The sequence below is a fragment of the Lonsdalea populi genome (genome assembly GCF_015999465.1).
GTDB classification, from domain to species: Bacteria; Pseudomonadota; Gammaproteobacteria; order Enterobacterales; family Enterobacteriaceae; genus Lonsdalea; species Lonsdalea populi.
The window spans coordinates 1,052,472-1,072,728 of sequence record NZ_CP065534.1; the positions used below are offsets into that span (position 1 = coordinate 1,052,472).

The 20,257-nt window shown below is 55.9% G+C and carries 16 protein-coding genes; 3 read left to right on the forward strand and 13 right to left on the reverse strand.

Annotated elements, in window-relative coordinates:
• Positions 1–17: 17 nt before the first annotated feature.
• Entirely contained in the window at positions 18–608 is a 591-nt protein-coding gene (gene yajL / locus I6N93_RS04700) for a protein deglycase YajL (RefSeq protein ID WP_085688511.1), read from the reverse strand.
• Complete coding sequence (gene panE / locus I6N93_RS04705) at positions 571–1,479, reverse strand: 2-dehydropantoate 2-reductase (RefSeq protein WP_085688513.1); 909 nt, start codon at positions 1,477–1,479, stop codon at positions 571–573. The genes yajL and panE overlap by 38 nt, the downstream gene beginning before the upstream one ends.
• Positions 1,480–1,657: 178 nt before the next feature.
• On the opposite strand from panE, the gene I6N93_RS04710 reads away from it, so the two are divergent.
• Complete coding sequence (locus I6N93_RS04710) at positions 1,658–2,149, forward strand: YajQ family cyclic di-GMP-binding protein (RefSeq protein WP_085688515.1); 492 nt, start codon at positions 1,658–1,660, stop codon at positions 2,147–2,149.
• Between the two features lie 49 nt (positions 2,150–2,198).
• On the opposite strand, the gene putA is transcribed toward I6N93_RS04710, so the two are convergent.
• The 11 genes from putA to I6N93_RS04765 all read right to left on the reverse strand — a co-directional run bounded on the left by putA (position 2,199) and on the right by I6N93_RS04765 (position 17,990).
• Positions 2,199–5,978, reverse strand: coding sequence for a trifunctional transcriptional regulator/proline dehydrogenase/L-glutamate gamma-semialdehyde dehydrogenase (putA, locus tag I6N93_RS04715; RefSeq protein WP_085688517.1), 3,780 nt, complete (start codon positions 5,976–5,978; stop codon positions 2,199–2,201).
• 80 nt (positions 5,979–6,058) lie between these two features.
• Positions 6,059–7,600 (reverse strand): amino acid ABC transporter permease/ATP-binding protein, encoded by a 1,542-nt coding sequence (locus I6N93_RS04720; RefSeq protein WP_085688519.1) that lies wholly within the window; start codon positions 7,598–7,600, stop codon positions 6,059–6,061.
• 251 nt (positions 7,601–7,851) lie between these two features.
• Entirely contained in the window at positions 7,852–8,691 is an 840-nt protein-coding gene (locus I6N93_RS04725; RefSeq protein WP_085688521.1) for a transporter substrate-binding domain-containing protein, read from the reverse strand.
• Between the two features lie 466 nt (positions 8,692–9,157).
• The gene (locus I6N93_RS04730; protein ID WP_085688523.1) at positions 9,158–10,537 is read right to left on the reverse strand and encodes an MFS transporter; all 1,380 of its coding nucleotides are present in this window, start codon (positions 10,535–10,537) and stop codon (positions 9,158–9,160) included.
• Between the two features lie 147 nt (positions 10,538–10,684).
• A complete protein-coding gene (cyoE, locus tag I6N93_RS04735) occupies positions 10,685–11,575 on the reverse strand; it encodes a heme o synthase (RefSeq protein WP_085688559.1) in 891 nt (296 codons plus the stop codon).
• Between the two features lie 16 nt (positions 11,576–11,591).
• Positions 11,592–11,924: a cytochrome o ubiquinol oxidase subunit IV gene (locus tag I6N93_RS04740; RefSeq protein ID WP_085688525.1), complete on the reverse strand. Its 333-nt coding sequence runs from the start codon at positions 11,922–11,924 to the stop codon at positions 11,592–11,594.
• Entirely contained in the window at positions 11,924–12,538 is a 615-nt protein-coding gene (locus I6N93_RS04745) for a cytochrome o ubiquinol oxidase subunit III (protein ID WP_085688530.1), read from the reverse strand. The genes I6N93_RS04740 and I6N93_RS04745 overlap by 1 nt, the downstream gene beginning before the upstream one ends.
• A complete protein-coding gene (gene cyoB / locus I6N93_RS04750) occupies positions 12,528–14,522 on the reverse strand; it encodes a cytochrome o ubiquinol oxidase subunit I (RefSeq protein WP_085688532.1) in 1,995 nt (664 codons plus the stop codon). Before cyoB ends, I6N93_RS04745 begins: the two co-directional genes overlap by 11 nt.
• 20 nt (positions 14,523–14,542) lie before the next feature.
• Entirely contained in the window at positions 14,543–15,490 is a 948-nt protein-coding gene (cyoA, locus tag I6N93_RS04755; RefSeq protein WP_085688534.1) for a cytochrome o ubiquinol oxidase subunit II, read from the reverse strand.
• A 399-nt stretch (positions 15,491–15,889) separates the two neighbouring features.
• The gene (gene ampG, locus I6N93_RS04760; RefSeq protein WP_085688536.1) at positions 15,890–17,359 is read right to left on the reverse strand and encodes a muropeptide MFS transporter AmpG; all 1,470 of its coding nucleotides are present in this window, start codon (positions 17,357–17,359) and stop codon (positions 15,890–15,892) included.
• A gap of 52 nt (positions 17,360–17,411) precedes the next feature.
• On the reverse strand, positions 17,412–17,990 hold the full coding sequence (locus I6N93_RS04765; RefSeq protein WP_085688538.1) for a lipoprotein: 579 nt from the start codon (positions 17,988–17,990) through the stop codon (positions 17,412–17,414).
• Between the two features lie 345 nt (positions 17,991–18,335).
• On the opposite strand from I6N93_RS04765, the gene bolA reads away from it, so the two are divergent.
• On the forward strand, positions 18,336–18,650 hold the full coding sequence (bolA, locus tag I6N93_RS04770) for a transcriptional regulator BolA (RefSeq protein ID WP_085688540.1): 315 nt from the start codon (positions 18,336–18,338) through the stop codon (positions 18,648–18,650).
• A 288-nt stretch (positions 18,651–18,938) separates the two neighbouring features.
• Positions 18,939–20,243 (forward strand): trigger factor, encoded by a 1,305-nt coding sequence (tig, locus tag I6N93_RS04775; protein WP_085688542.1) that lies wholly within the window; start codon positions 18,939–18,941, stop codon positions 20,241–20,243.
• Positions 20,244–20,257: the final 14 nt, after the last annotated feature.

Consider the following 20,257-nt stretch of genomic DNA (forward strand, 5'->3'; position numbering starts at 1 on the left):
ATATTCCGCGCTGACGATCAATCCCGATAATTGTAGATGCCCGGCGGCAGCACCAGCTGAGCGGCGACGTCGGCCGCTTTGGCCTTGCCGACCAGCAGGTCAATCAGCTTCAGGGCGAAGTCGATGCTGGTGCCCGGCCCCTGGCTGGTCAGCAGGTTGACGCGCGGGTCAAAGACGACGCGTTTCTCCAGCCATTTCTCTTCCGGGATGTGCGATTTCATCCCCGGATAGCCGGTCATATTCCCGACAGGGAACAGCTGGTGATACTCCAGCACTAAGGCGGGCGAGGCACAGATCGCCGCGACGATGCCGCCCTCCAGATGTGTCTGGCGCAGGCGTTCAATCAGCAGCGGACTATCGCGAAAGCACTCAGCCCCTTCCAGTCCGCCCGGCAAGACCACTGCGTCAAAGGCGCGATCGGCTACGGCCACCAGCGGAACCTCCGCCAGAATACGCACGCCGCGAGAGCAGACGATGTTCAGATCGCCATCGCCGGCAACGCTGGCGGTCGTCACCTGAATACCGGCTCTCACCAGCAGGTCTATCGTGGTGACCGCTTCGATCTCTTCACTACCAGGGGCCAGGCAGACCAGTACCGATGCGCTCATATTCACTCTCCTTTTGCTTAATCTGTTCGAACAGGCGGCGGTTCTCCGGCAGCGTTAAGCCGTGGGCGCGTCCGCGTTTCAGCAGATACCCGGTGATATAGTCAATCTCGGTATGCCGCTGCGCCAATAAATCCTGCAGCATGGAGGAGGTATTGGCCGCCGTGTTGTGGATGATTTGATTGATATAGAGTAACAGGCTTTCGGTCGAGGTGTGCAGCCCCTCCCGATCCATGACCTGCGCTATCTCCTGACACAGCGACGTCAATTCCTGTGGGCGAGACGCCAGCTCGCCGTTGGTGCAGAGATACAGGGCGGTCAGCGGGTTGATGACGCAGTTGGCGGCCAGCTTCAGCCAGCAGGTGGCGGTGATGTTGTTGTACCAGGCCACGTCCGGCAGGGCATGGTGCAGGAGATCCGCCAGCGGACTTAGGTCCTCGATGCCGTTGACGCTGCCGATGCGCGTGGTGCCTGCGGCGACATGCGTCACGACGGTGCGATCGCGTCGTGCGGCGTGAGTGGTAATGCCGGCCAGCACCGGCTGCGTCAACTTCGGGAGCTCTTCCAGCGTACCCATGCCGTTATGCAACAGCAGGATCGTGCATTTCGGGCTCAGCCGCGGCAGCAGGGCGCAGACCGCATCCGAGACCTGCCACGCCTTCAACGTCACCAGCAACAGCTCGCTCAGCGCCAGATGATCGGGATCGTTGGCGGTCAAATTCAGGTTGTGGTGTTCGCCGTTGAGCGCGATCACATTCACCGGGCAGTAGGGACGAGGGATGCGCAGCCAGCCTTGGACGTCATGGCCTTGCTGATGAAGCGCGGCGAGCCAGAGTTGCCCGATGGCGCCGCAGCCGAGGACGGTAATTTTCATGCCTCTCTCCCAGGTGAAAATGAAAATGTGATCTGTATCACTTTATACATGATAAGCCATCGCCCAGCGTTTTGTCCGCCTGCCGATAGCGCGTTCTGATATGCTCCGGCCCCCATTTTGCTTATTAACGGCGAGCGGGTATCATGCTCGGCAGCCTTTTTGTGTCAGGAGATAAATCATGCCATCTTTCGATATTGTTTCGGAAATTGATATGCAGGAAGTCCGCAATGCGGTGGAGAATGCATCGCGCGAGCTGAGCACCCGCTGGGATTTCCGCAACGTGCCCGCCAGCTTCGATCTGAATGAGAAAGCGCAAACCATTAAGATGGCGAGTGAGTCCGACTTTCAGGTTAAGCAACTGGTGGATATTCTGCGTGAGAAGCTGGCTAAACGCGGCATCGAAGGCAGCGCGGTAGAGGTGCCTGAAGAGCTCGAACACAGCGGTAAAACCTACAGCGTGGAAGCCGGGCTGAAGCAGGGAATTGAGACTGCGCAGGCGAAGAAGCTGGTCAAGCTGATCAAAGACAGCAAGCTGAAAGTTCAGGCGCAGATTCAGGGCGAGCAGGTGCGAGTGACCGGTAAGTCCCGCGACGATCTGCAAAACGTGATCGCGCTGGTGCGCGGCGCGGATCTGGGCCAGCCTTTCCAGTTCAATAATTTCCGCGACTAAGCGGACTTCCTTACAGAAGCAAAAGGCCAGCAATGCTGGCCTTTCTGTTTTAAAGCGTCATCAGACGCGTATTGCCTCCCGCCGCCGCCGAATTGGCGCAGACTACGCGCTCAATCAGCAGGCGCTCAAGCCGAATCGCGTTGTCTCCGTTGCTCAACCCCTGCACGGATACGATAGGGCCGTGTCTGGCGGCCAACTGGGTGCAGACGTTCCGCAGCGATACGGCGTTGCCGTGATGGATCACCGCATCGAAAGACTGTTCGTAAAGCGTAGAGGCCGGCGTTATATCGATGGCCGCTTTCACGTCGGCCGGCAGTTTTTCATAGAGCGCAATGTTCACGGAGGCGTCCGGCCACAGCATCTTGCCGCCCACGCTGGCGACCGCCGCCAGTTGGATCAGCAAATCCTGCGGGTTCAGCGCCAATCCCAAAACCCGCGCTCGGGGCAGAAGGCGATAACTGTTCTCTTCGCCGGTGGGGCCGGGAAGGCCGCTTACGGTATATCCGGCGCTATTTTCTTTAAACGCTTTGCAGCATTGCAGCAACTCGCTGTTTTGCTGCTGCTCCGCCCATGCTTTCAGTGCCGTAAAGGCGTTGAAGGTGCCGGGCTCCGTCGGCATGGCTTCCGGTCCGGCGACCGCGGTGTAGCGTAAGCCTTGCAGCGAGGCATCGGCAGGGCACCGGCTCAGCAGACGATACAGATACAGCGGCCCGCCCGCCTTGGGGCCGGTGCCGGAGAGCCCTTCGCCCCCGAAGGGTTGTACGCCGACGACCGCTCCCACTACATTGCGGTTGATATACACATTGCCCACGTTGATGCTTTCGGTCACTTTATGGATGGTACGGTCGATGCGGGAGTGAATGCCGAAGGTAAGACCATATCCTAATGCGTTGATTTTATTCACCAACGCCGGCAACTGGCGGCTGTCATAGCGCAGTACGTGCAGCACGGGGCCAAATACCTCTTTCTTTAAATCCTCGATGGCGTTGATCTCGATGAGTGCGGGCGCGATGAAGTAACCCTGAGCATCGTCTGTGGCGCTGTGCACCGAGGTGTAACTGGCTTGGTATACGGGGAAACCTTTGTCCCGCATCGCGCTGATGTGCGCACGGATGGCGCCTATCGCGTCTTCGTCGATGACCGGGCCGATATCCGTTGAGAGCCGTTCAGGGGTGCCCATCTGATATTCGACCATCGTGCCGCGCAAGGCTTCAAGCAGCGGCTCGGCGACGTCATTCTGGATACATAACAATCTTAAGGCGGAGCAGCGCTGACCGGCGCTATCAAATGCGGAGGTCATACAGTCGATAATCACCTGTTCCAATAAAGCGGACGAATCGACGATCATGGCATTGATGCCGCCGGTTTCCGCGATGAGGGGAATGGGGCGTCCGGCTTCGTCCAGGCGTCCCGCAATCTTTTGGTTGATCGACAGGGCGACGGCGGTAGAGCCGGTGAACATGACTCCTTTAACATTATCATCGGCGATCAGCGGCTCGCCAACGGTTTCGCCTCGTCCCGGCAGCATCTGCAAGACGTCGTTCGGAATACCGGCTTCATACAGAATGTTCACGGCGAGGTAGGCGATGAGCGGCGTCTGCTCGGCCGGTTTGGCAATCACCGTATTGCCGGTCGCCAGCGCGGCGGCTATCTGGCCGGTGAAAATGGCCAGCGGGAAATTCCAGGGGCTGATGCAGACGACGACGCCCAGCGGTACGTGGCTGTCATTTTCGAATGTCTGCTGAACCTGCAGGGCGTAATAGTTGAGAAAATCCACGGCTTCGCGCACTTCGGCGATGGCATTACTGTAGGTTTTTCCGGCCTCTCTGACCAGCACGCCGATGAGTTCGCCGATGCGTTGCTCCATCAATTCGGCGGCGCGGATCAATGTTGCCGCACGGATCGACGGAGAAACGGCGGCCCACTGGCGCGTTGCCCGCTGCGCGGCCGCCAGCGCCTGGGCGACATCGCTTTCAGTGGCTTCGCAGACGGTGCCCACGATATCGCGCGGGTCGGCAGGATTGATGACATCGATCGGCGTTGCAAGAGGGGAACCCGCTGCCGTTGTGGGCTGTGCACGGATCTTTTCCTGCGCGCCGTGCGTCAGGGTGGTGAACAGTTCGTGCAGGCAGGCTTCGTTATACAGGTTCAGTCCCCGCGCGTTCTTCCGAGTCGTGCCGTAGATATCTTGCGGCAACGGGATGCGAGGGTGGGGCAATCCCCGCTGGTTCTCCGTTTTCGCCAGCGCAGCGACGACATTGATGGGGCTCGCAATCAGGCTGTCGAGCGAAACCCCCAGGTCGGCTATTTGATTCACGAATGAACTGTTGGCGCCGTTTTCCAGTAACCGGCGGACCAGATAGGGCAACAGGGTTTCGTGTGAACCGACCGGGGCGTAGATGCGGCAGGGGCGATTTAGGCGCTCTTCGCCCACCACTTCCCGGTAGAGCGGAACGCCCATGCCGTGGAGGCACTGAAACTCATACTGGTGCGGGGTAAAGGTCTCCCCCGCCAGATAAAAGATGGCCGCCAGCGAGTGTGCGTTATGCGTAGCGAACTGGGGATAGAACAGTTCCGGCTCGGACAAAAGGGCCTTCGCGCAGGCCAGATAGGAGACATCGGAGTAGACCTTGCGCGTAAACACCGGGTACGCGCTAAGCCCGGCGACCTGCGCGCGTTTGATTTCGCTGTCCCAGTAAGCGCCTTTGACCAGTCGTACCCGCAGGCGGCGCTGGGTTTGGCGGGCCAAGTCTTTCAGGTAGTCGATCACGCTGAAGCAGCGCTTCTGGTAGGCCTGGACGACAAAGCCGATGCCGTCCCAGGACTGCAGTTCCGGCTCTTCACACAGCCGGGTCAGTAAATCCAACGAGATGTCCAGCCGGTCGGCCTCTTCGGCATCCATGGTGATCGGCACATCATAGGATTTGGCGAGGAGCACCAGCGACTTCAGCGTGGGATACAGTTCGCTGAACATCCGTTCATACTGGTGCAGCGTATAACGGGGATGCAGCGCCGAGAGCTTGAGTGAAAACTCCGTGCCGTTATAAATGCCTTTCTCCCGGCTGTGCTTGCCGATGGCGTGCAACGCGTTCTGACAGCGTTGCACGTAGTTATTGGCGTCTCGCTGGGTCAGCGCCGCTTCGCCCAGCATGTCAAAGGTGTAGGTGAACCCGGCTTTCTCGGTGCGGGCTATCGACTGCAACGCCTGGGAAATGGTTTCTCCGGTGACGAAATGTTCGCTCATAACATGCATGGCGACGTCCATCGCTTTTCGGATCAGCGCGGAAGAGGCGGTCGCGATAATAGTATTTACGCTGTGAGACAAGGCGTGCTTGTCGCTGTAACTGACGACAGAACCGGTGACGAGCAGTCCCCACGTCGCCGCATTAATAAACAGCGACGAGTTTTTCCCCAGATGCGACTTCCAGTTCTGTCCCGAGAGTTTATCGCGAATCAGCAGGTCGCGGGTGTCGTCATCCGGGATACGCAGTAGGGCTTCGGCCAGACACATCAGCGCCACCCCTTCCCGTGAGGACAGAGAATACTCCTGCAACAGGTTTTGAATCATCGATTCGCGATCTTTACTGACTTTCCTTTTGCGTAACGATGAGGCAAGAGAATAGGCTAATTGATGGATCTTTTGGTCGGTATCGTCAGGGATCTTGAGGGGATCAAACAGAGAGGACACCACTTCCTGCTCAGACTTGTCCCAGACCCGCGCAATAGTTTTTCGCTTGTTATCTCTGGAGGTCCAATGCGTAGATAACTCAGCGAACGGCGAAACGTCTTCTCTGTCCATAACCTCATCTCTTACGATATCGATAGCCATAATAAATCTCACGTTACTTAATCGTAGTCTACGGTGGGAAAGCAGCCGCTACGGTAATCAGCCCATCCATCGTTCGGGCGTTACAGCGCGAGGGTCGTCAGCGCACTTTTCTGGTTATGGAGAAATTTCACTAATCTCTCGTCCGTGGAATGCAGGATGTCATTGGGGGTGCCAGCGGCGAGAATCTCACCTTCCTCCATAAAGACGATGCGGTCGGAGATTTTGAATGCGAAGGACATTTCGTGAGTGACGATCACCATCGTCATCCCCTCATTAGCCAGGTTTTCAATGACTTTCAGCACGTCGCCGACCAGTTCCGGGTCCAGGGCAGAGGTCGGTTCGTCGAACAGCATGATGGAAGGCGTCATCGCCAGCGCACGGGCGATCGCCACGCGCTGCTGCTGGCCGCCGGAAAGCTGGTGGGGGTATTTATGCACATGTTCAAGCAGCCCGACTTTTTTCAGCAGCGTTAACCCCTGAGCCAGAACATCGTCTTTGGCGCCGGTCTGATGGTAGAGCGGCGCGAACATGACATTCTCCAGCGCGGTCATATGGGGAAAGAGATAGAACCCCTGGAAAACCATGCCGATTTTCTCGGCCTGCTGGTAATAGTGTTGCGTCGGCCTGCCGTTGTCCGTGGGGTGAAGGAATGGCTGGTCATCCAGCAAAATTTTCCCGGCATCAAGCGATTCCAGACCATTCATGGTGCGGATTAACGACGTTTTGCCCGAGCCGGAAGGGCCGATGATGGCGATCACTTCACCTTTTTTGATCGCCAGATTGATATTCTTCAGCACCGGTTTATTGCCGTAGCGCTTGCAGATCCCCTCCAGCGCCAGGGTTACGCGGTGTTTGTCGCTGGCATATTTACGGGCGGGCTGCAGCGCGGGCGTCGGCAACTGCGCCTGCAACAAGGCGAGTTCGTGTTCGCTTAATCCCCGCGCTTTCCTGCTGCTGGTATCGAGCCATTTTTCCAGCGTGGTCACCAGCCGGTCGAAGATGGTCACGATGAAGATGTAGTAGCACGACACGGCGAGCAGCGTTTCGATGACCTTGAAGTTCTGGGTATACAGCCGCTGTCCCACCAGAAGAATTTCCCCGAGTGAAATGACGGACACCAACGACGTCAGTTTGACGATGACGATGAATTCATTCGCCAGCGCGGGAAGCGCGATGCGCATCGCCTGTGGAATGATGATGCGCGTTTGTATGCCGCCGTAATTAATGTTGAGAGATTTGGCCGCTTCCAACTGCCCTTTGTGTACGGACATTAAGCCGCCGCGGTAAATCTCGGCGATAAACGCGGATTCGCACAGCACCATCGCGATCAGACCGGAAACAAACGGCGATGATAGAAGGTCTGACGTCGACGTGAAAAATTGCGGCAGGTTATAGATCAGGATAATTAAAACCAGCAGCGGCAAGCTTCTGAAAAACCAGATATACACTTTGGCAAAAGCGCGTAGCAGCAGGAAATGGGATTGTTTCGCCAGCGCCAGAACCAGGCCGAGAATATTGCCGCCGGCCCAGGAAGCGACGCTCAGCGCAATCACGACGAGGGTGGCTTGCCAGAAATCAGAATAAGAGAACAGCCCAAAGAAATAATGAGTATCAAAAACCATAGTTTATCCTGTGATGAAATTGACGCTGGCATCAGCGGTCATGCATCTGGATTGCTCACCGGAATAACACGCGTAATGAAAAGCGAAGGCCGTGCGATCGCGATGATGTGACAACGGCGGATCGGTGACGTCCTGTTCGTCACGCCGACGCGAGCCGGACAAGCCGGTCGAGACGCGTAGGGAGCCTGACTGATGATGCCCCTCTCCACACGGTCAACCCGCATCGGTGAGAGAAGGGAACGGGATGATATTTACTGTAGCGTGCCGTTTAACGCCGCCTGCACTTCACTGGGGGAATACGCCTTCAGGTTGTATTTTGTCAACAGCTGCTGGTATGCCGGCGACTTGATGACCGTTTGGACGGCAGTATTAAGGCTGCTGAATTTCTCTTGGTTGCCTTTCTTCACACCCAGCCCTATCAGAATGGGATAGACGATTCCGCTGCTGACCGTCAGCCTCTGGGTTTTATTGGCGACGTCAAAAGCCACCGCCGCATCATCAAACTGGACGTCTACCGCGCGCGACAGCACTGCCTGACTGGCTTCAGGCGCGGTCGGGAACTCCCGGATATCAATCGGTTTCAGCCCTTTATCCACACACAGCGTTTGGGAGCCCTGCGACATTTTTAATACCCACGCCGCTCCGCTGATGGAACTGACTTTTTTACCGCACAGCATGCCGAGTTCCGTCGGCTGAAACGGATCTCCTTTTCTCGCGATCAGGACACCGCCGGTTTTGACGTAGGGAATGAAATCGATCTGTTTGGCGCGCTCGGGTGTGATGTAGAGCGAAGACGCGATCACGTCAAATTTGCCCGTATTCAATCCCATAATCAGGTTGGCGAAGCGGGTATCAATAAATTCGGGTTTGGTTTTAAGTTCAGCTGCGACGAGCTGGATAAACTCGGCATCGAACCCCGCAGGCTGATGATTATCAAGATAGTTGTAGGGGGGATAGGTGAGGTCGGCACCGATTTTCAGCGGTGCGGAAAAGGCCGGCGCGTTCGCCAGGACACTCAGTGCGGTGCACAGATAGAGCGCCTTTCTGAGCTTGAAAAACGCGGAGGAGTTGAGCGGTTTTTTCCCAGTCATAATGATTTCCTTATTATGCAGTAGCCAGTCTGCTGTGTAGGTGCGAGTCCGGGTTACTAAGCATATACCATGCCATTTCCCCGCCAGGGGGTTCGGCGCGGCGCTTCGTTTGCGCCAAGGGGCGATGAATACCGGCAAGACGGCACCGCTGCCCGGGATTGTTAAGAAAAAATAATCAATCCGGCTTTCGACGATTCGGGGCCGTGGCTGCCGGGCGGCGCAGGCGCGACATTTATCTCAGCCGTATCGTGCAGGTGAGCTGTTCAGGGAAGAACGAGAGATGTTCTACCGTTGTGCGGCTGCACAAAGGCAGTGCGGCGCATGGTGCAACGGCTGCATCAAAAAAAGGTGTCTGAATTGACGAAGGTTTTGGTCTGAGGACGTATGGACGCTCCTCGATCGACGGGGCGTTTCACGCTTAACACCGAGTAGAATGTGGCGGCACCCTACAGCCGGTAGCGCAGTGTTACAGCAACGTCAAAGCCTTATCAATCCTCTGCTCCAGCATTTTTCGGTTGGTCTGTTTGTTGTCGATTTTGACATAGGCGCTGAGCTCGTCAGGCACAATGATGACTTCGGCGACACCCGGCAGGCCGCGCATCTTTTGCTCCAACCGGGGGTCTTGCAGCGCTTTATCGGACAGGGTGATCCGCAGGCTGCTGAGATAGGGCGGTTCCTGCATGGTGAAGCTGAGTATCAGCCAACCCAGCGCGATGATGGCTCCGGCGCTGAAAACCAGCGCTGCGCCGTGCAGGTCGAACAACGCGCCGCCGAGACTGCCGCCAATCGCAACGCCGATAAACTGCGTGGTGGAGTAAACGCCCATGGCGGTGCCTTTGTATCCGGCCGGGGCCTCTTTACTGATGAGCGAAGGCAGCAGGGCCTCCATCACGTTGAATCCCAGCAGAAATAGCTGAATGCCGATGATAATCCGCCACAGCTGGTTGGCATTTGCGCTCAGTAATACCAGTTCGGCGGCGATCAGAATGACGATGCAGACGACGAATATCTGCTTCATGCGGCGCTTCAGCTCGGCATAAATGATGAAAGGCACGACGGCCACGAACGAAATCAGCATCGTCGCCAGATAGACTTTCCAGTGGTCCTGAGGCGGAAGTCCTGCTTGCTCCATCGCCCGCGGCAGTGCTATGAAGCTGGACATCAGCAGGATATGCAGACACATGATGCCGACGTTCAGCTTCAGCAGTCGGCTATTCGCCAGCACTTTTCTGACGCTGCCGCGCACGATCGCCGACTCACGATTAAGTACATGCTTTGAGGCGTTCGGGATAAAGGCGAGCGTGATAACAATCGCGATAACGGAAAGGAGGGCGATTCCCCAGAAAAGGGCATGCAGACCCAGCGCGTGGGTAACGATAGGGCCGACCACCATCGCGATGGCGAAGGTGACGCCGAAGCTGACGCCGATGAACGCCATGGCTTTGGTGCGATTCTGTTCACGCGTTAAATCCGACAGCAAGGCCATGACCGCGGCGGAGATCGCCCCCGAGCCTTGTAGGGCCCGGCCGAGAATAATGCCCCAAATAGAGTCGCTGAGGGCGGCGATAACGCTACCGGCGGCGAACATCAGCAGGCCGCCGACGATGAGAGGTTTACGTCCGATGCGGTCCGACATCAGTCCGAACGGGATCTGGAACAGCGCCTGCATCAGGCCATAAATACCAATGGCGACGCCTATCAGGAATTCACTGGCGCCCTGCAACGCCATTCCGTAAGTGGTCAACACCGGGAGGACCATGAACATGCCTAGCATGCGAAGTGAAAAGACCGTTCCCAGTCCCCACGTGGCCCGTAACTCGGCAGGCGTCATTCGGTTATCGTTCATCTGCACCTCGGGTATTTTTCTGGCGCTATTTTAGAGCCTGGGACGCATGTGCGTAAATGCGCGTTTTGTTACCTGATTTGGCGGGGTGGGGGGAGAAATAAAAAACAGACGGCATGCCGTCTGTTTTTTGTCTGCAAGCTGACGCCGTTAGCGCAGGTATGTCAGCATCGTTTCTTGAGCGGGCGTGATGGAGTCGATCGACATCATCACGCTCAGCGAAGTGATGGCGACAATCGAAAACATGAACAGTTTCTTGGCCCAGAGACGGTCGTCGTTCAGGTTTTTGTACCCGGACAGCGCCATGCCCAGCCACCACAGGCTCACCGCCGCCGCAACCACCAGATATTTGTATCCGGCGTAGCCGCCGAGGGAGAGCATCAGCGTGGCAATCATAAACGCCAGAATGTACAGCGTAATATGATGCTTCGCGACGGAGATCCCTTTAACCACCGGCAGTACCGGAATATTGGCGGCCTGGTAGTCTTTGAAGCGGAAGATGGCGATGGCGTAGGAGTGCGGCATTTGCCACAGGCTGAAAATCAGCAGCAGGATCAGCGCGCCGGCGTCAAACTGGTTGCTGACGGCGCAGTAGCCGATGACCGGCGGGGCCGCGCCAGACAGGCTGCCGATCAGCGTGCCGTAGACAGAATGCCGTTTCATATAGAGGCTGTAGACGCCGACATAGACGACGAAGCCAATCACGGCCAGCCACATGGACAGCGGATTAGCGGCGACATACAGTAAGGCAAAGCCCGCAATACCCAGCAGCGCGGCATACGCCAACGTCACCTTCAGCGAAATCAGTCCGCGCACCAGAACGCGGTTTTTGGTCCTCTCCATTTTTTTGTCGATATCGCGGTCGATGACGTTGTTAAAAACGCAACCGGAAGCCACGACTAGCGACACGCCGAAGAGCGTCGCTATAAACAGGGAATAATCAATGCTGCCGTTGGCCGCGAGTAAAAATCCCCCGATGACAGAAATCAGGTTGCCAAAAATAATGCCCGGCTTGGTGACCTGTAGGTATTGCTTAATCATCATTGTGACGGTCCAGTTACTGAATCATCATGTTGTAATGGGTGTTCCACATAATCCATATAGAACCCCCAACTACAATCGCGATAATCAGGGCGGTAAAGGCAAGCGCGACAACGTTCCAGCGCTCTTGCGACGACGAGTTCAGGTGCAGGAAGTACACCAGATGGACCAGAATCTGTACGACGGCGCAGCCGACCACGGTCAGCAGGATGACGTGCGTCGCCGCGGCTCCCGTCATCACCATCGCGAAGGGGATCACGGTGAGGATGATGGACAGGATAAAGCCGGTCAGATAGGACTTGGCGCTGCCATGGCTGGCACCCGCATTGTCATGCGTTGAATGACTCATTACATCACCCCCATCAGGTAAACCACGGTGAAGACGCAGATCCACACCACGTCAAGGAAGTGCCAGAACAGGCTGAGGCACATCAGGCGGGTTTTGTTGGTCGCGGTCAGACCCCGGCGGGAGACCTGAATCATCATGATAACCAGCCAGATCAGGCCGCTGGTGACATGGATACCGTGCGTGCCGACCAGTGCGAAGAATGCGGACAGAAACGCGCTGCGGTTCGGGCCGTAGCCTTCCGAGATCAGATTATGGAATTCGTAAATCTCCATGCAGATGAAGATCAGGCCGAACAGGAACGTCAGGGCCAGCCACTGATTAACCCGCGACTTGTCGCCCTTGTTCATGGCGATCATTGCCATGCCGTAGGTGATGCTGCTGAACAGCAGGGTAAAGGTTTCCACCAGCACGAACGGCAGTTCGAAAATGTCCCTGCCCGTTGGTCCGCCCGCCACGCCGTTGACCAGAACGGCATAGGTGGCGAACAGAGATGCGAACAGGATGCAGTCGCTCATCAGGTAGATCCAGAAGCCGAAAACCTTCGTCGCTCCCGCATCGTGATGCCCATGCTCGGCATGGGCGACGTTATGCTTGGTCAAAGTATCAGTGGACATTTTTCACGCCTGCCTTGCTAAGTTTCTCGAAATTTGCGTTTTCAATGCGCTCGATTTCTGTCACGGGAACGTAATAGTCCACGTCCTGATTGAAACTGTGCACAATCCAGGTCGCTATCATGCCGACGAAACTGACGGCAGCCAGCCACCAAATGTACCAGATCATCGCGAAACCAAAGAGCAGAGCGAAGGCGGAGATCACCAGGCCCGCCGCGGTGTTCTTAGGCATATGAATTTCTTCATAGCCGCCGTTTGGTCGACGATAGGCCTCGCCCTTCTCTTTCTCTTCCCAGAACGCATCGCGGTCATGAACCTGTGGGACGACCGCAAAGTTATAGAACGGGGCAGGGGAGGAGGTCGCCCACTCCAGCGTGCGCGCATCCCACGGGTCGCCGGTCAGGTCGCGGTTTTGGTCGCGGTCGCGGATGCTGACGTAGAACTGAATCAACTGACACAGGATCCCCAGCGCAATCAGCGCGGCGCCGGCTGAAGCCACCAGCAGCAGCGGATGGAATTCCGGATTGATCTGCTGGCTCAGGCGGCGAGTCATGCCCATGAAGCCCAGCGCATACAGCGGCATAAAGGCGACAAAGAAGCCGATAATCCAGCACCAGAAAGCACGCTTACCCCAGGTTTCATTCAGGGTGAAGCCGAAGGCTTTAGGGAACCAGTAGGTGATCCCTGCGAAGCAGCCGAACACCACGCCGCCGATAATCACGTTATGGAAGTGGGCGATCAAAAACAGGCTGTTGTGCAGCACGAAGTTGGCGCCCGGCACGGCCAGCAGCACGCCGGTCATCCCGCCGATGGAAAAGGTGATGATGAAACCGATGGTCCACAGCATGGCCGAGTGCATTTGGATACGGCCCTGGTACATCGTGAATAGCCAGTTGAAGATTTTCACCCCGGTCGGGATGGAAATGATCATGGTGGCGATGCCGAAGAAGGCATTAACGTTCGCGCCGGATCCCATCGTGAAGAAATGGTGCAGCCAGACGACGAATGACAGCACGGTGATGGCAATGGTCGCCCATACCAGAGACGTATAACCGAACAAGCGTTTGCGGCAGAAAGTCGCCGTTACCTCGGAGAATACGCCGAAGACCGGCAGCACCAGGATATACACCTCAGGATGGCCCCAGGCCCAGATGAGGTTGATGTACATCATCATGTTGCCGCCCATATCGTTGGTGAAGAAATGGGTGCCCAGATAGCGGTCCAACGTCAGTAGCGCAATGGTGACCGTCAGGATCGGGAATGCCGCGATTATCAGGACGTTGGTGCACAGTGAAGCCCAGGTGAAAACCGGCATTTTCATCATGCTCATGCCGGGCGCGCGCATTTTCATGATGGTGGCGAAGAAGTTCACGCCGGTCAGCGTGGTTCCCAGCCCGGAAATCTGCAGACTCCATATCCAGTAGTCGACCCCGACGCCGGGACTGTACTCCTTACCCGAAAGGGGGGGATAGGCGACCCAACCGGTCTGGGCGAATTCACCCACGCCCAGCGAGATGTTCATCAGGATGACCCCGGCGACAAACAGCCAGAAGCTGAGCGAGTTCAGGAAGGGGAAGGCAACGTCGCGGGCACCGATTTGCAATGGAACGACCAGATTCATCAGGCCGACCACGAATGGTGTCGCCACGAAGAAAATCATGATCACGCCGTGTGCGGTAAAGATCTGGTCATAGTGATGAGGAGGGAGGAAACCCGCCTCACCCGCCGAAGCCAAGGCCTGCTGACTACGCATCATGATGGCGTCGGCGAAGCCACGCAGCATCATCACCAGGGCGACGATGACGTACATGATGCCGATTTTTTTATGATCAACGGACGTGAGCCATTCGGTCCACAGCCATTTCCATTTGCCGAAATAGGTGATTAAGGCCAGCAGCGCCAGCCCACCCAGAATGATTGCTGCCACGGTGACCATGATAATAGGTTCATGGTACGGAACCGCATCAAGAGTTAATTTTCCGAACATCGTATTATCCCTCGGCTCCTTTAATGAGAGGAGTGCTCGCTCATGTCCATGCCTTCATGAGACTGCATGCCTTCATCTTTCGGCGCGCTTTCCGCATGGTGCTGCATGTACATTTCGTTGCCAGTAAATTTAGTAATCACCTGTCGGAACAGGTCCGGCTGTACCTGCGAGAAGTACTCGACGGGATGATATTCACTGGGGAGTGCCAGTTTTTCGAATTCACCCATGTTGCTCAGCGTATGGGAGGATTGGCGCACCGTATTCACCCACTGATCAAACGCCTGCTGATTCGGCGTCGCGATGGCGGTGAATTTCATACCGGAGAAGCCTTTGCCGCTATAAGCACCGGAAATGCCGTCGTACTTGCCCGGTTCATTCGCGATCAGGTGCAACTTCGTCTGCATACCGGCCATGGCGTAAATCTGCCCGCCGAGGCGAGGGATGAACAGCGAGTTCATGACGGAGTTGGACGTGATTTTGAACGAGACGGGAACGTTGGCCGGGAAGGCGAGTTCGTTCACGCTGGCAATGCCCAAATCGGGGTAGATAAACAGCCATTTCCAGTCAAGCGACACGACTTCGACGTTGATGGGTTTGACGTCGGAATCCAGCGGTTTGTACGGGTCAAGCTCGTGAGTCGTCTTCCAGGTGATGGCCGCCAGGATGACGATGATGATAATCGGCACCGTCCAGACTACGGCTTCGACTTTGTTGGAATGCGACCAGTGTGGCGTGTATTTGGCCTGATCGTTGGAAGCTCTGTACTTCCGGGCGAACACGATCGCCATAATGATCACTGGGATGACAACGATCAACATCAGCCCGAGGGCGGTCAGTATCAGCGAACGTTGTTCAAGCCCTATTTGTCCTTTGGGGTTCATCAATGCCATATCACAGCCGCTGAGAAGCAGGGTGGCTGTAAATAAAGAGAACATCCCCAAAAATTTATTGTATTTCCTGAGTCTCATCTAGCGACCTCAATAACAAGGGGCTCAATCATTATTTAACGCGAGCGGGCATTTTACGGGATGGTTACCACACTGTAAACATGATTAAAGAGTTGTCAGGCATGTGTTGAGGTGATTCTCTTTGTGTTTTACGAATGTGGTTGTTTGTAAAAAAATATATTTAAAAACAGTGAGTAATAGTTTCTCTGAAAAATGATATGCCCTTATGACATATGACGGCGTGTCCTCAAAAATTATCGAGCCACAGCTATTAAGGTCTAGTGCGAGATAGAGGGTTGTCAAAGGAAAAAATTGGGAAAAAGGATAAAAAGACACGGTCGAAATATAAAAGCGCCGCTGCCGCGGCCGTGAAAAATGATGAGGTTCGACGGCGTGAAATCCGGCGAATAAGCGGCTTGATTACGTCTTTTTCAGCGACAGATAGTCCAGTATGCTGCCCAACAGGATGCCGCATGCGGCCAGCGCCGCGCCCGCGGCCATCATCATTTCCGCCGTAGCCGGGCGGTCGAGCCAGCCGAGCCCGTGCATTCCCCACGCGGCGGCGCCGATCGTGAAGAGTGCGACGCCGACGAATAGGCCCCGCACCGCCAGCGAGTAAGCCCGCGAATAGGCGCGCCGCGGCAGAAACGCATCGTTGACCTGGGTGTATTCCAGCGTGCGGCGACACAGCAGTAGCAGCAGCAGACCGGGAAACGAGATGCCGACCGAGAACAGATAGAACCACGCCCAGCCATAGTTTTCGACGAACCCTCCCGCTATCGGACCGACATAGACGCGGCCAACGGCAGCCAGCGCGGACAACAGGGCGAACTGCGTGGCTGAAAATGACTTGTTGCACAGCGTCATCAGCAGGGCCACGAACGCCGCCGTCCCCATGCCGCCGCACAGATTTTCAACGAAAATGGCGGCGGCCATGGAGTACAGATGCTTGTCCGTGACCGCAAGAAGCCAGTAGCCCGCATTGGATGCCGTCTGCAGCAGGCCGAAAATCATCAGCGCCCGGAACAGCGACCACCGTTGCATCAGAATGCCGCCGTATAGCGCGCCGACGATGGTGGCGAAAAGTCCGAGCGTTTTGTTGATGAGGCCGACGTCGCCGGCGTTGAAGCCGACTCCGCGGATGAGAAAGGTGGTGCTGAGGCTGACGGCGAAGGCGTCGCCGAGCTTATAGAAAATAATCAGCAGCAGGATCAGCCAGGCGTTATTGCGGCCAAAGAAATCCCGCAGCGGCGCCATAACGGCCTGTTCCATCGAATGCGGCGCAGGTTGGGTATTGACCGGCTCCGGTGCCAGCCATGTGGCCAGCGTACAAAGCAACATCAGACCGGCCATCAGCCAATAGGTCGACTGCCATCCCAGGAACCGGTCGGCAATCCACAGCGCCAGTCCGCCTGAGACCAGCATCGCCAGCCGATACCCCAGCACGGAGACCGCGGCCCCGCTGCCGCGTTCCTGAGGGGGCAATAAATCTGTTTTGTAGGCGTCGAAGACAATGTCCTGCGACGCGGAAAAGAAAGCGATAACGACTGCCAGCGCGGCCAACCACCAGAGGTCCCGAGCTGGGTTCAATGTGCCGGTAGCCGCAATAGCAGCGACCAGGCCCAACTGCGTGAGCAGCAACCAGCCGCGACGGCGGCCAAAGAAAGACGGCGTATAACGATCCATCATCGGCGACCATAGAAACTTAAACACATAGGCTTGGCCGACCAGCGAGAAGAAGCCGATGGTTTTAAGATTGACGTTCTCCACGGTCATCCAGGCTTGTAGTGTGCCCGAGGTTAAAGCCAGAGGAAGGCCAGAGGAAAACCCCAGAATGAGCAGGATCAGTGAATTGCGTTGGTTGAAAAGCGTGTGGAGCTGACGAGGCATGCAACATCCTTTTGCTTACCCCGCTAACGGGGTAAGGGAAACTGCGTGAAAATTAGCGTGCGTTGGTCTTGATAAATTCGTTGACGCTGGTGTCTTGCGCCATGTCGCTGATGACATCGCTCAACACTTGGTTCACCGCGGTGGTGATTTTGTTGTTGGTCGCGGTCAATGCGCCTTGAACATTGTAGGTTGAACGGTAGTTTTTGACCTGCTTATTGCCGTTTGAAGCTTGAGCGATGATCGAAATGTCCGCCTTGGTCGTAATGGTGTAGCGCAGATTGCCTTCAGATACGTCGGCATAAAGGGTGTTGACCACAATCTGCAGCGCGACCGGACCGCCGGTGCCAATCATGTAACCGCGGGCGGTCATCTGTTTCTCCAGCGCTTCTTGCAGCAGGAAGCGCAGATCGCGTGAGGGGACCAGCGTCACTAACTGACTGTCGCGGTTTACTTTGGCCAGCGCCTGATCTTGTCGCTGATCGGCTCCGTTGATGCTGATTGTCACGCCCATCAGGCTAGGGTCCTGAGAAGGCAACGCGATGTTAGGGTTGATATTCAGCGTATTACCTTTGCCTGCGCAGCTCGCCAGCGCCATGACGGCCAGCAGCGGAAAAATGAATTTTTTTAACATGCGAATGTTCTCAGTAATAATAAGAAGAAGGATAATCGTTAAAAACGAGCGATATCGTACCATTACCTCAGGCAAGAGAAAGAGCGGAGAATCGCTCGCGTCGCGAGTTCTTTGCCTGTCGGGAAACCGGTTCTGTTTTTATCACAACTTCCCGAAGAAAAGATATGCCGCCCATGCCGCAGTAGCCTCCGCGCTGGCATTAGCGGATTATTCTGCATGCGATTTCAGCATAAAACCTTATAACGGCATCGTCGCCAGCGCGAGAGAATTCCTGTGATCGTACACACCGGTCGTGTAAAAATGACGCCCATCTTGTCCGCTCTCAATCTGCTATTAAGGTTAACCATGATTCGTGAAACCATTGAAGCCAAGCTGCAAACCGGGCTGACCCCGGAACACCTCGAGGTAATCAACGAAAGCCATCGCCATCGAGTGCCGGCGGGTTCGGAAAGCCATTTTAAAGTGGTGCTGGTCAGCGATCGGTTCGACGGTAAACGCCTGATTCAGCGACATCGTGCGGTTTATGAGCTCCTGGCGGAGGAGATGGCTGGCGCAGTCCATGCGCTTGCGCTCTACGTCTATACCCCGCAGGAGTGGCGCGATCAGCATCAAACGGCCCCCACGTCACCTGCCTGCGGCGGTGCGGGAATCGACCGTTAACATTGACAGAGTCGTGGCGCAAAGCATCCTCATACCTTATTTAAAAGCGGCGATTGCCCATGCGGCACGACGCTGGTGACTCTCCTCGACTCGGTCAGTCTATGCCGCTATAATGCCGCGTCTTATTTTTCCTGAATGTATTCGGGACGCTTCTGACTACAAGGAACGGGTCTGGTTCGCGAGGCCGTCCTGGTGATGTGAGTCTGTGATCAGAAAGTCTGCCTTCGGGCGCTTTGTGAAAAAGACTTTTGAGGTTGACCGAGCACTGTGATTTTTTGAGGTAACAAGATGCAAGTTTCAGTTGAAACCACCCAAGGCCTTGGGCGCCGCGTAACGATTACCGTTGCTGCTGACAGCATCGAGAATGCTGTTAAGAGCGAGCTGGTCAACGTGGCAAAAAAAGTTCGTATCGACGGCTTCCGTAAAGGCAAAGTGCCGATGAATATCGTTGCTCAGCGTTATGGCGCTTCCGTGCGTCAGGACGTGCTGGGCGACTTGATGCAGCGTCAGTTTGTTGATGCGATCATCAAGGAAAAGATCACTCCTGCAGGCGCGCCGAACTATGTTCCGGGCGAGTACAATGCGGGATCTGACTTCACCTACACCGTTGAATTCGAAGTGTATCCAGAAGTTGAACTGAAAGGTCTGGATAGCATTGAAGTCGAAAAACCGCTGGTGGAAGTTAAAGACGAAGACGTCGACGCCATGCTGGATACCCTGCGTAAGCAGCAGGCGACTTGGAAAGATGTTGAACGCGCAGCTGAAGCTGAAGACCGCGTAACCATCGACTTCATCGGTTCTGTCGACGGCGAAGAGTTTGAAGGCGGCAAAGCCTCTGACTTCGTGCTGGCGATGGGCCAGAACCGTATGATCCCGGGATTCGAAGACGGTGTTGTCGGGCACAAGGCGGGTGAAGAGTTCACTATCGAAGTCACCTTCCCGGAAGACTACCACGCTGAAAACCTGAAGGGTAAAGCCGCTCAGTTCGCTATCGTACTGAAAAAAGTCGAAGAGCGTGAGCTGCCGGAACTGACTGCTGACTTCATCAAACGTTTTGGCGTTGAAGATGGTTCTGTCGCCGGTCTGCGTACCGAAGTGCGAAAAAACATGGAGCGTGAGCTTAAAGCCGCTGTGCGTAACCGTGTGAAAACTCAGGTTATCGACGGTCTGGTCGATGCTAACGACATCGATGTTCCTGCTGCGCTGGTCGACGGTGAAATCGACGTACTGCGCCGTCAGGCTGCACAGCGCTTCGGTGGCGATGAAAAACAGGCTCTGGAACTGCCGCGCGAACTGTTTGAAGCTCAGGCTAAACGTCGCGTAGTCGTCGGCCTACTGTTGGGCGAAGTCATCACCACCAACGAGCTGAAAGCCGATGAGGACCGTGTTTCCGCGATGATCGACGAAATGGCAGCAGCCTACGAAGATCCGCAGGAAGTGGTTGAGTTCTACAAAAAGAACAAAGAAATGATGAACAACATGCGTAATGTCGCTCTGGAAGAGCAGGCGATTGAAACGCTGTTGTCTCAGGCGAAAGTGACCGAAAAAGAAGTCGGGTTTAGCGACCTGATGAACCAGACTAATAACGCGTAACCGCGTTAACCTCT

Bases quoted from the DNA above. Each gene is read 5' to 3' on its own strand.
- cyoE (WP_085688559.1), bottom strand. From the start codon at position 11,575: ATGATTAAGCAATACCTACAGGTCACCAAGCCGGGCATTATTTTTGGC.
- I6N93_RS04720 (WP_085688519.1), bottom strand. From the start codon at position 7,600: ATGGTTTTTGATACTCATTATTTCTTTGGGCTGTTCTCTTATTCTGAT.
- I6N93_RS04740 (WP_085688525.1), bottom strand. From the start codon at position 11,924: ATGAGTCATTCAACGCATGACAATGCGGGTGCCAGCCATGGCAGCGCC.
- putA (WP_085688517.1), bottom strand. From the start codon at position 5,978: ATGGCTATCGATATCGTAAGAGATGAGGTTATGGACAGAGAAGACGTT.
- yajL (WP_085688511.1), bottom strand. From the start codon at position 608: ATGAGCGCATCGGTACTGGTCTGCCTGGCCCCTGGTAGTGAAGAGATC.
- cyoA (WP_085688534.1), bottom strand. From the start codon at position 15,490: ATGAGACTCAGGAAATACAATAAATTTTTGGGGATGTTCTCTTTATTT.
- bolA (WP_085688540.1), top strand. From the start codon at position 18,336: ATGATTCGTGAAACCATTGAAGCCAAGCTGCAAACCGGGCTGACCCCG.
- I6N93_RS04710 (WP_085688515.1), top strand. From the start codon at position 1,658: ATGCCATCTTTCGATATTGTTTCGGAAATTGATATGCAGGAAGTCCGC.
- cyoB (WP_085688532.1), bottom strand. From the start codon at position 14,522: ATGTTCGGAAAATTAACTCTTGATGCGGTTCCGTACCATGAACCTATT.
- panE (WP_085688513.1), bottom strand. From the start codon at position 1,479: ATGAAAATTACCGTCCTCGGCTGCGGCGCCATCGGGCAACTCTGGCTC.
- I6N93_RS04725 (WP_085688521.1), bottom strand. From the start codon at position 8,691: ATGACTGGGAAAAAACCGCTCAACTCCTCCGCGTTTTTCAAGCTCAGA.
- I6N93_RS04765 (WP_085688538.1), bottom strand. From the start codon at position 17,990: ATGTTAAAAAAATTCATTTTTCCGCTGCTGGCCGTCATGGCGCTGGCG.
- I6N93_RS04730 (WP_085688523.1), bottom strand. From the start codon at position 10,537: ATGAACGATAACCGAATGACGCCTGCCGAGTTACGGGCCACGTGGGGA.
- tig (WP_085688542.1), top strand. From the start codon at position 18,939: ATGCAAGTTTCAGTTGAAACCACCCAAGGCCTTGGGCGCCGCGTAACG.
- I6N93_RS04745 (WP_085688530.1), bottom strand. From the start codon at position 12,538: ATGTCCACTGATACTTTGACCAAGCATAACGTCGCCCATGCCGAGCAT.
- ampG (WP_085688536.1), bottom strand. From the start codon at position 17,359: ATGCCTCGTCAGCTCCACACGCTTTTCAACCAACGCAATTCACTGATC.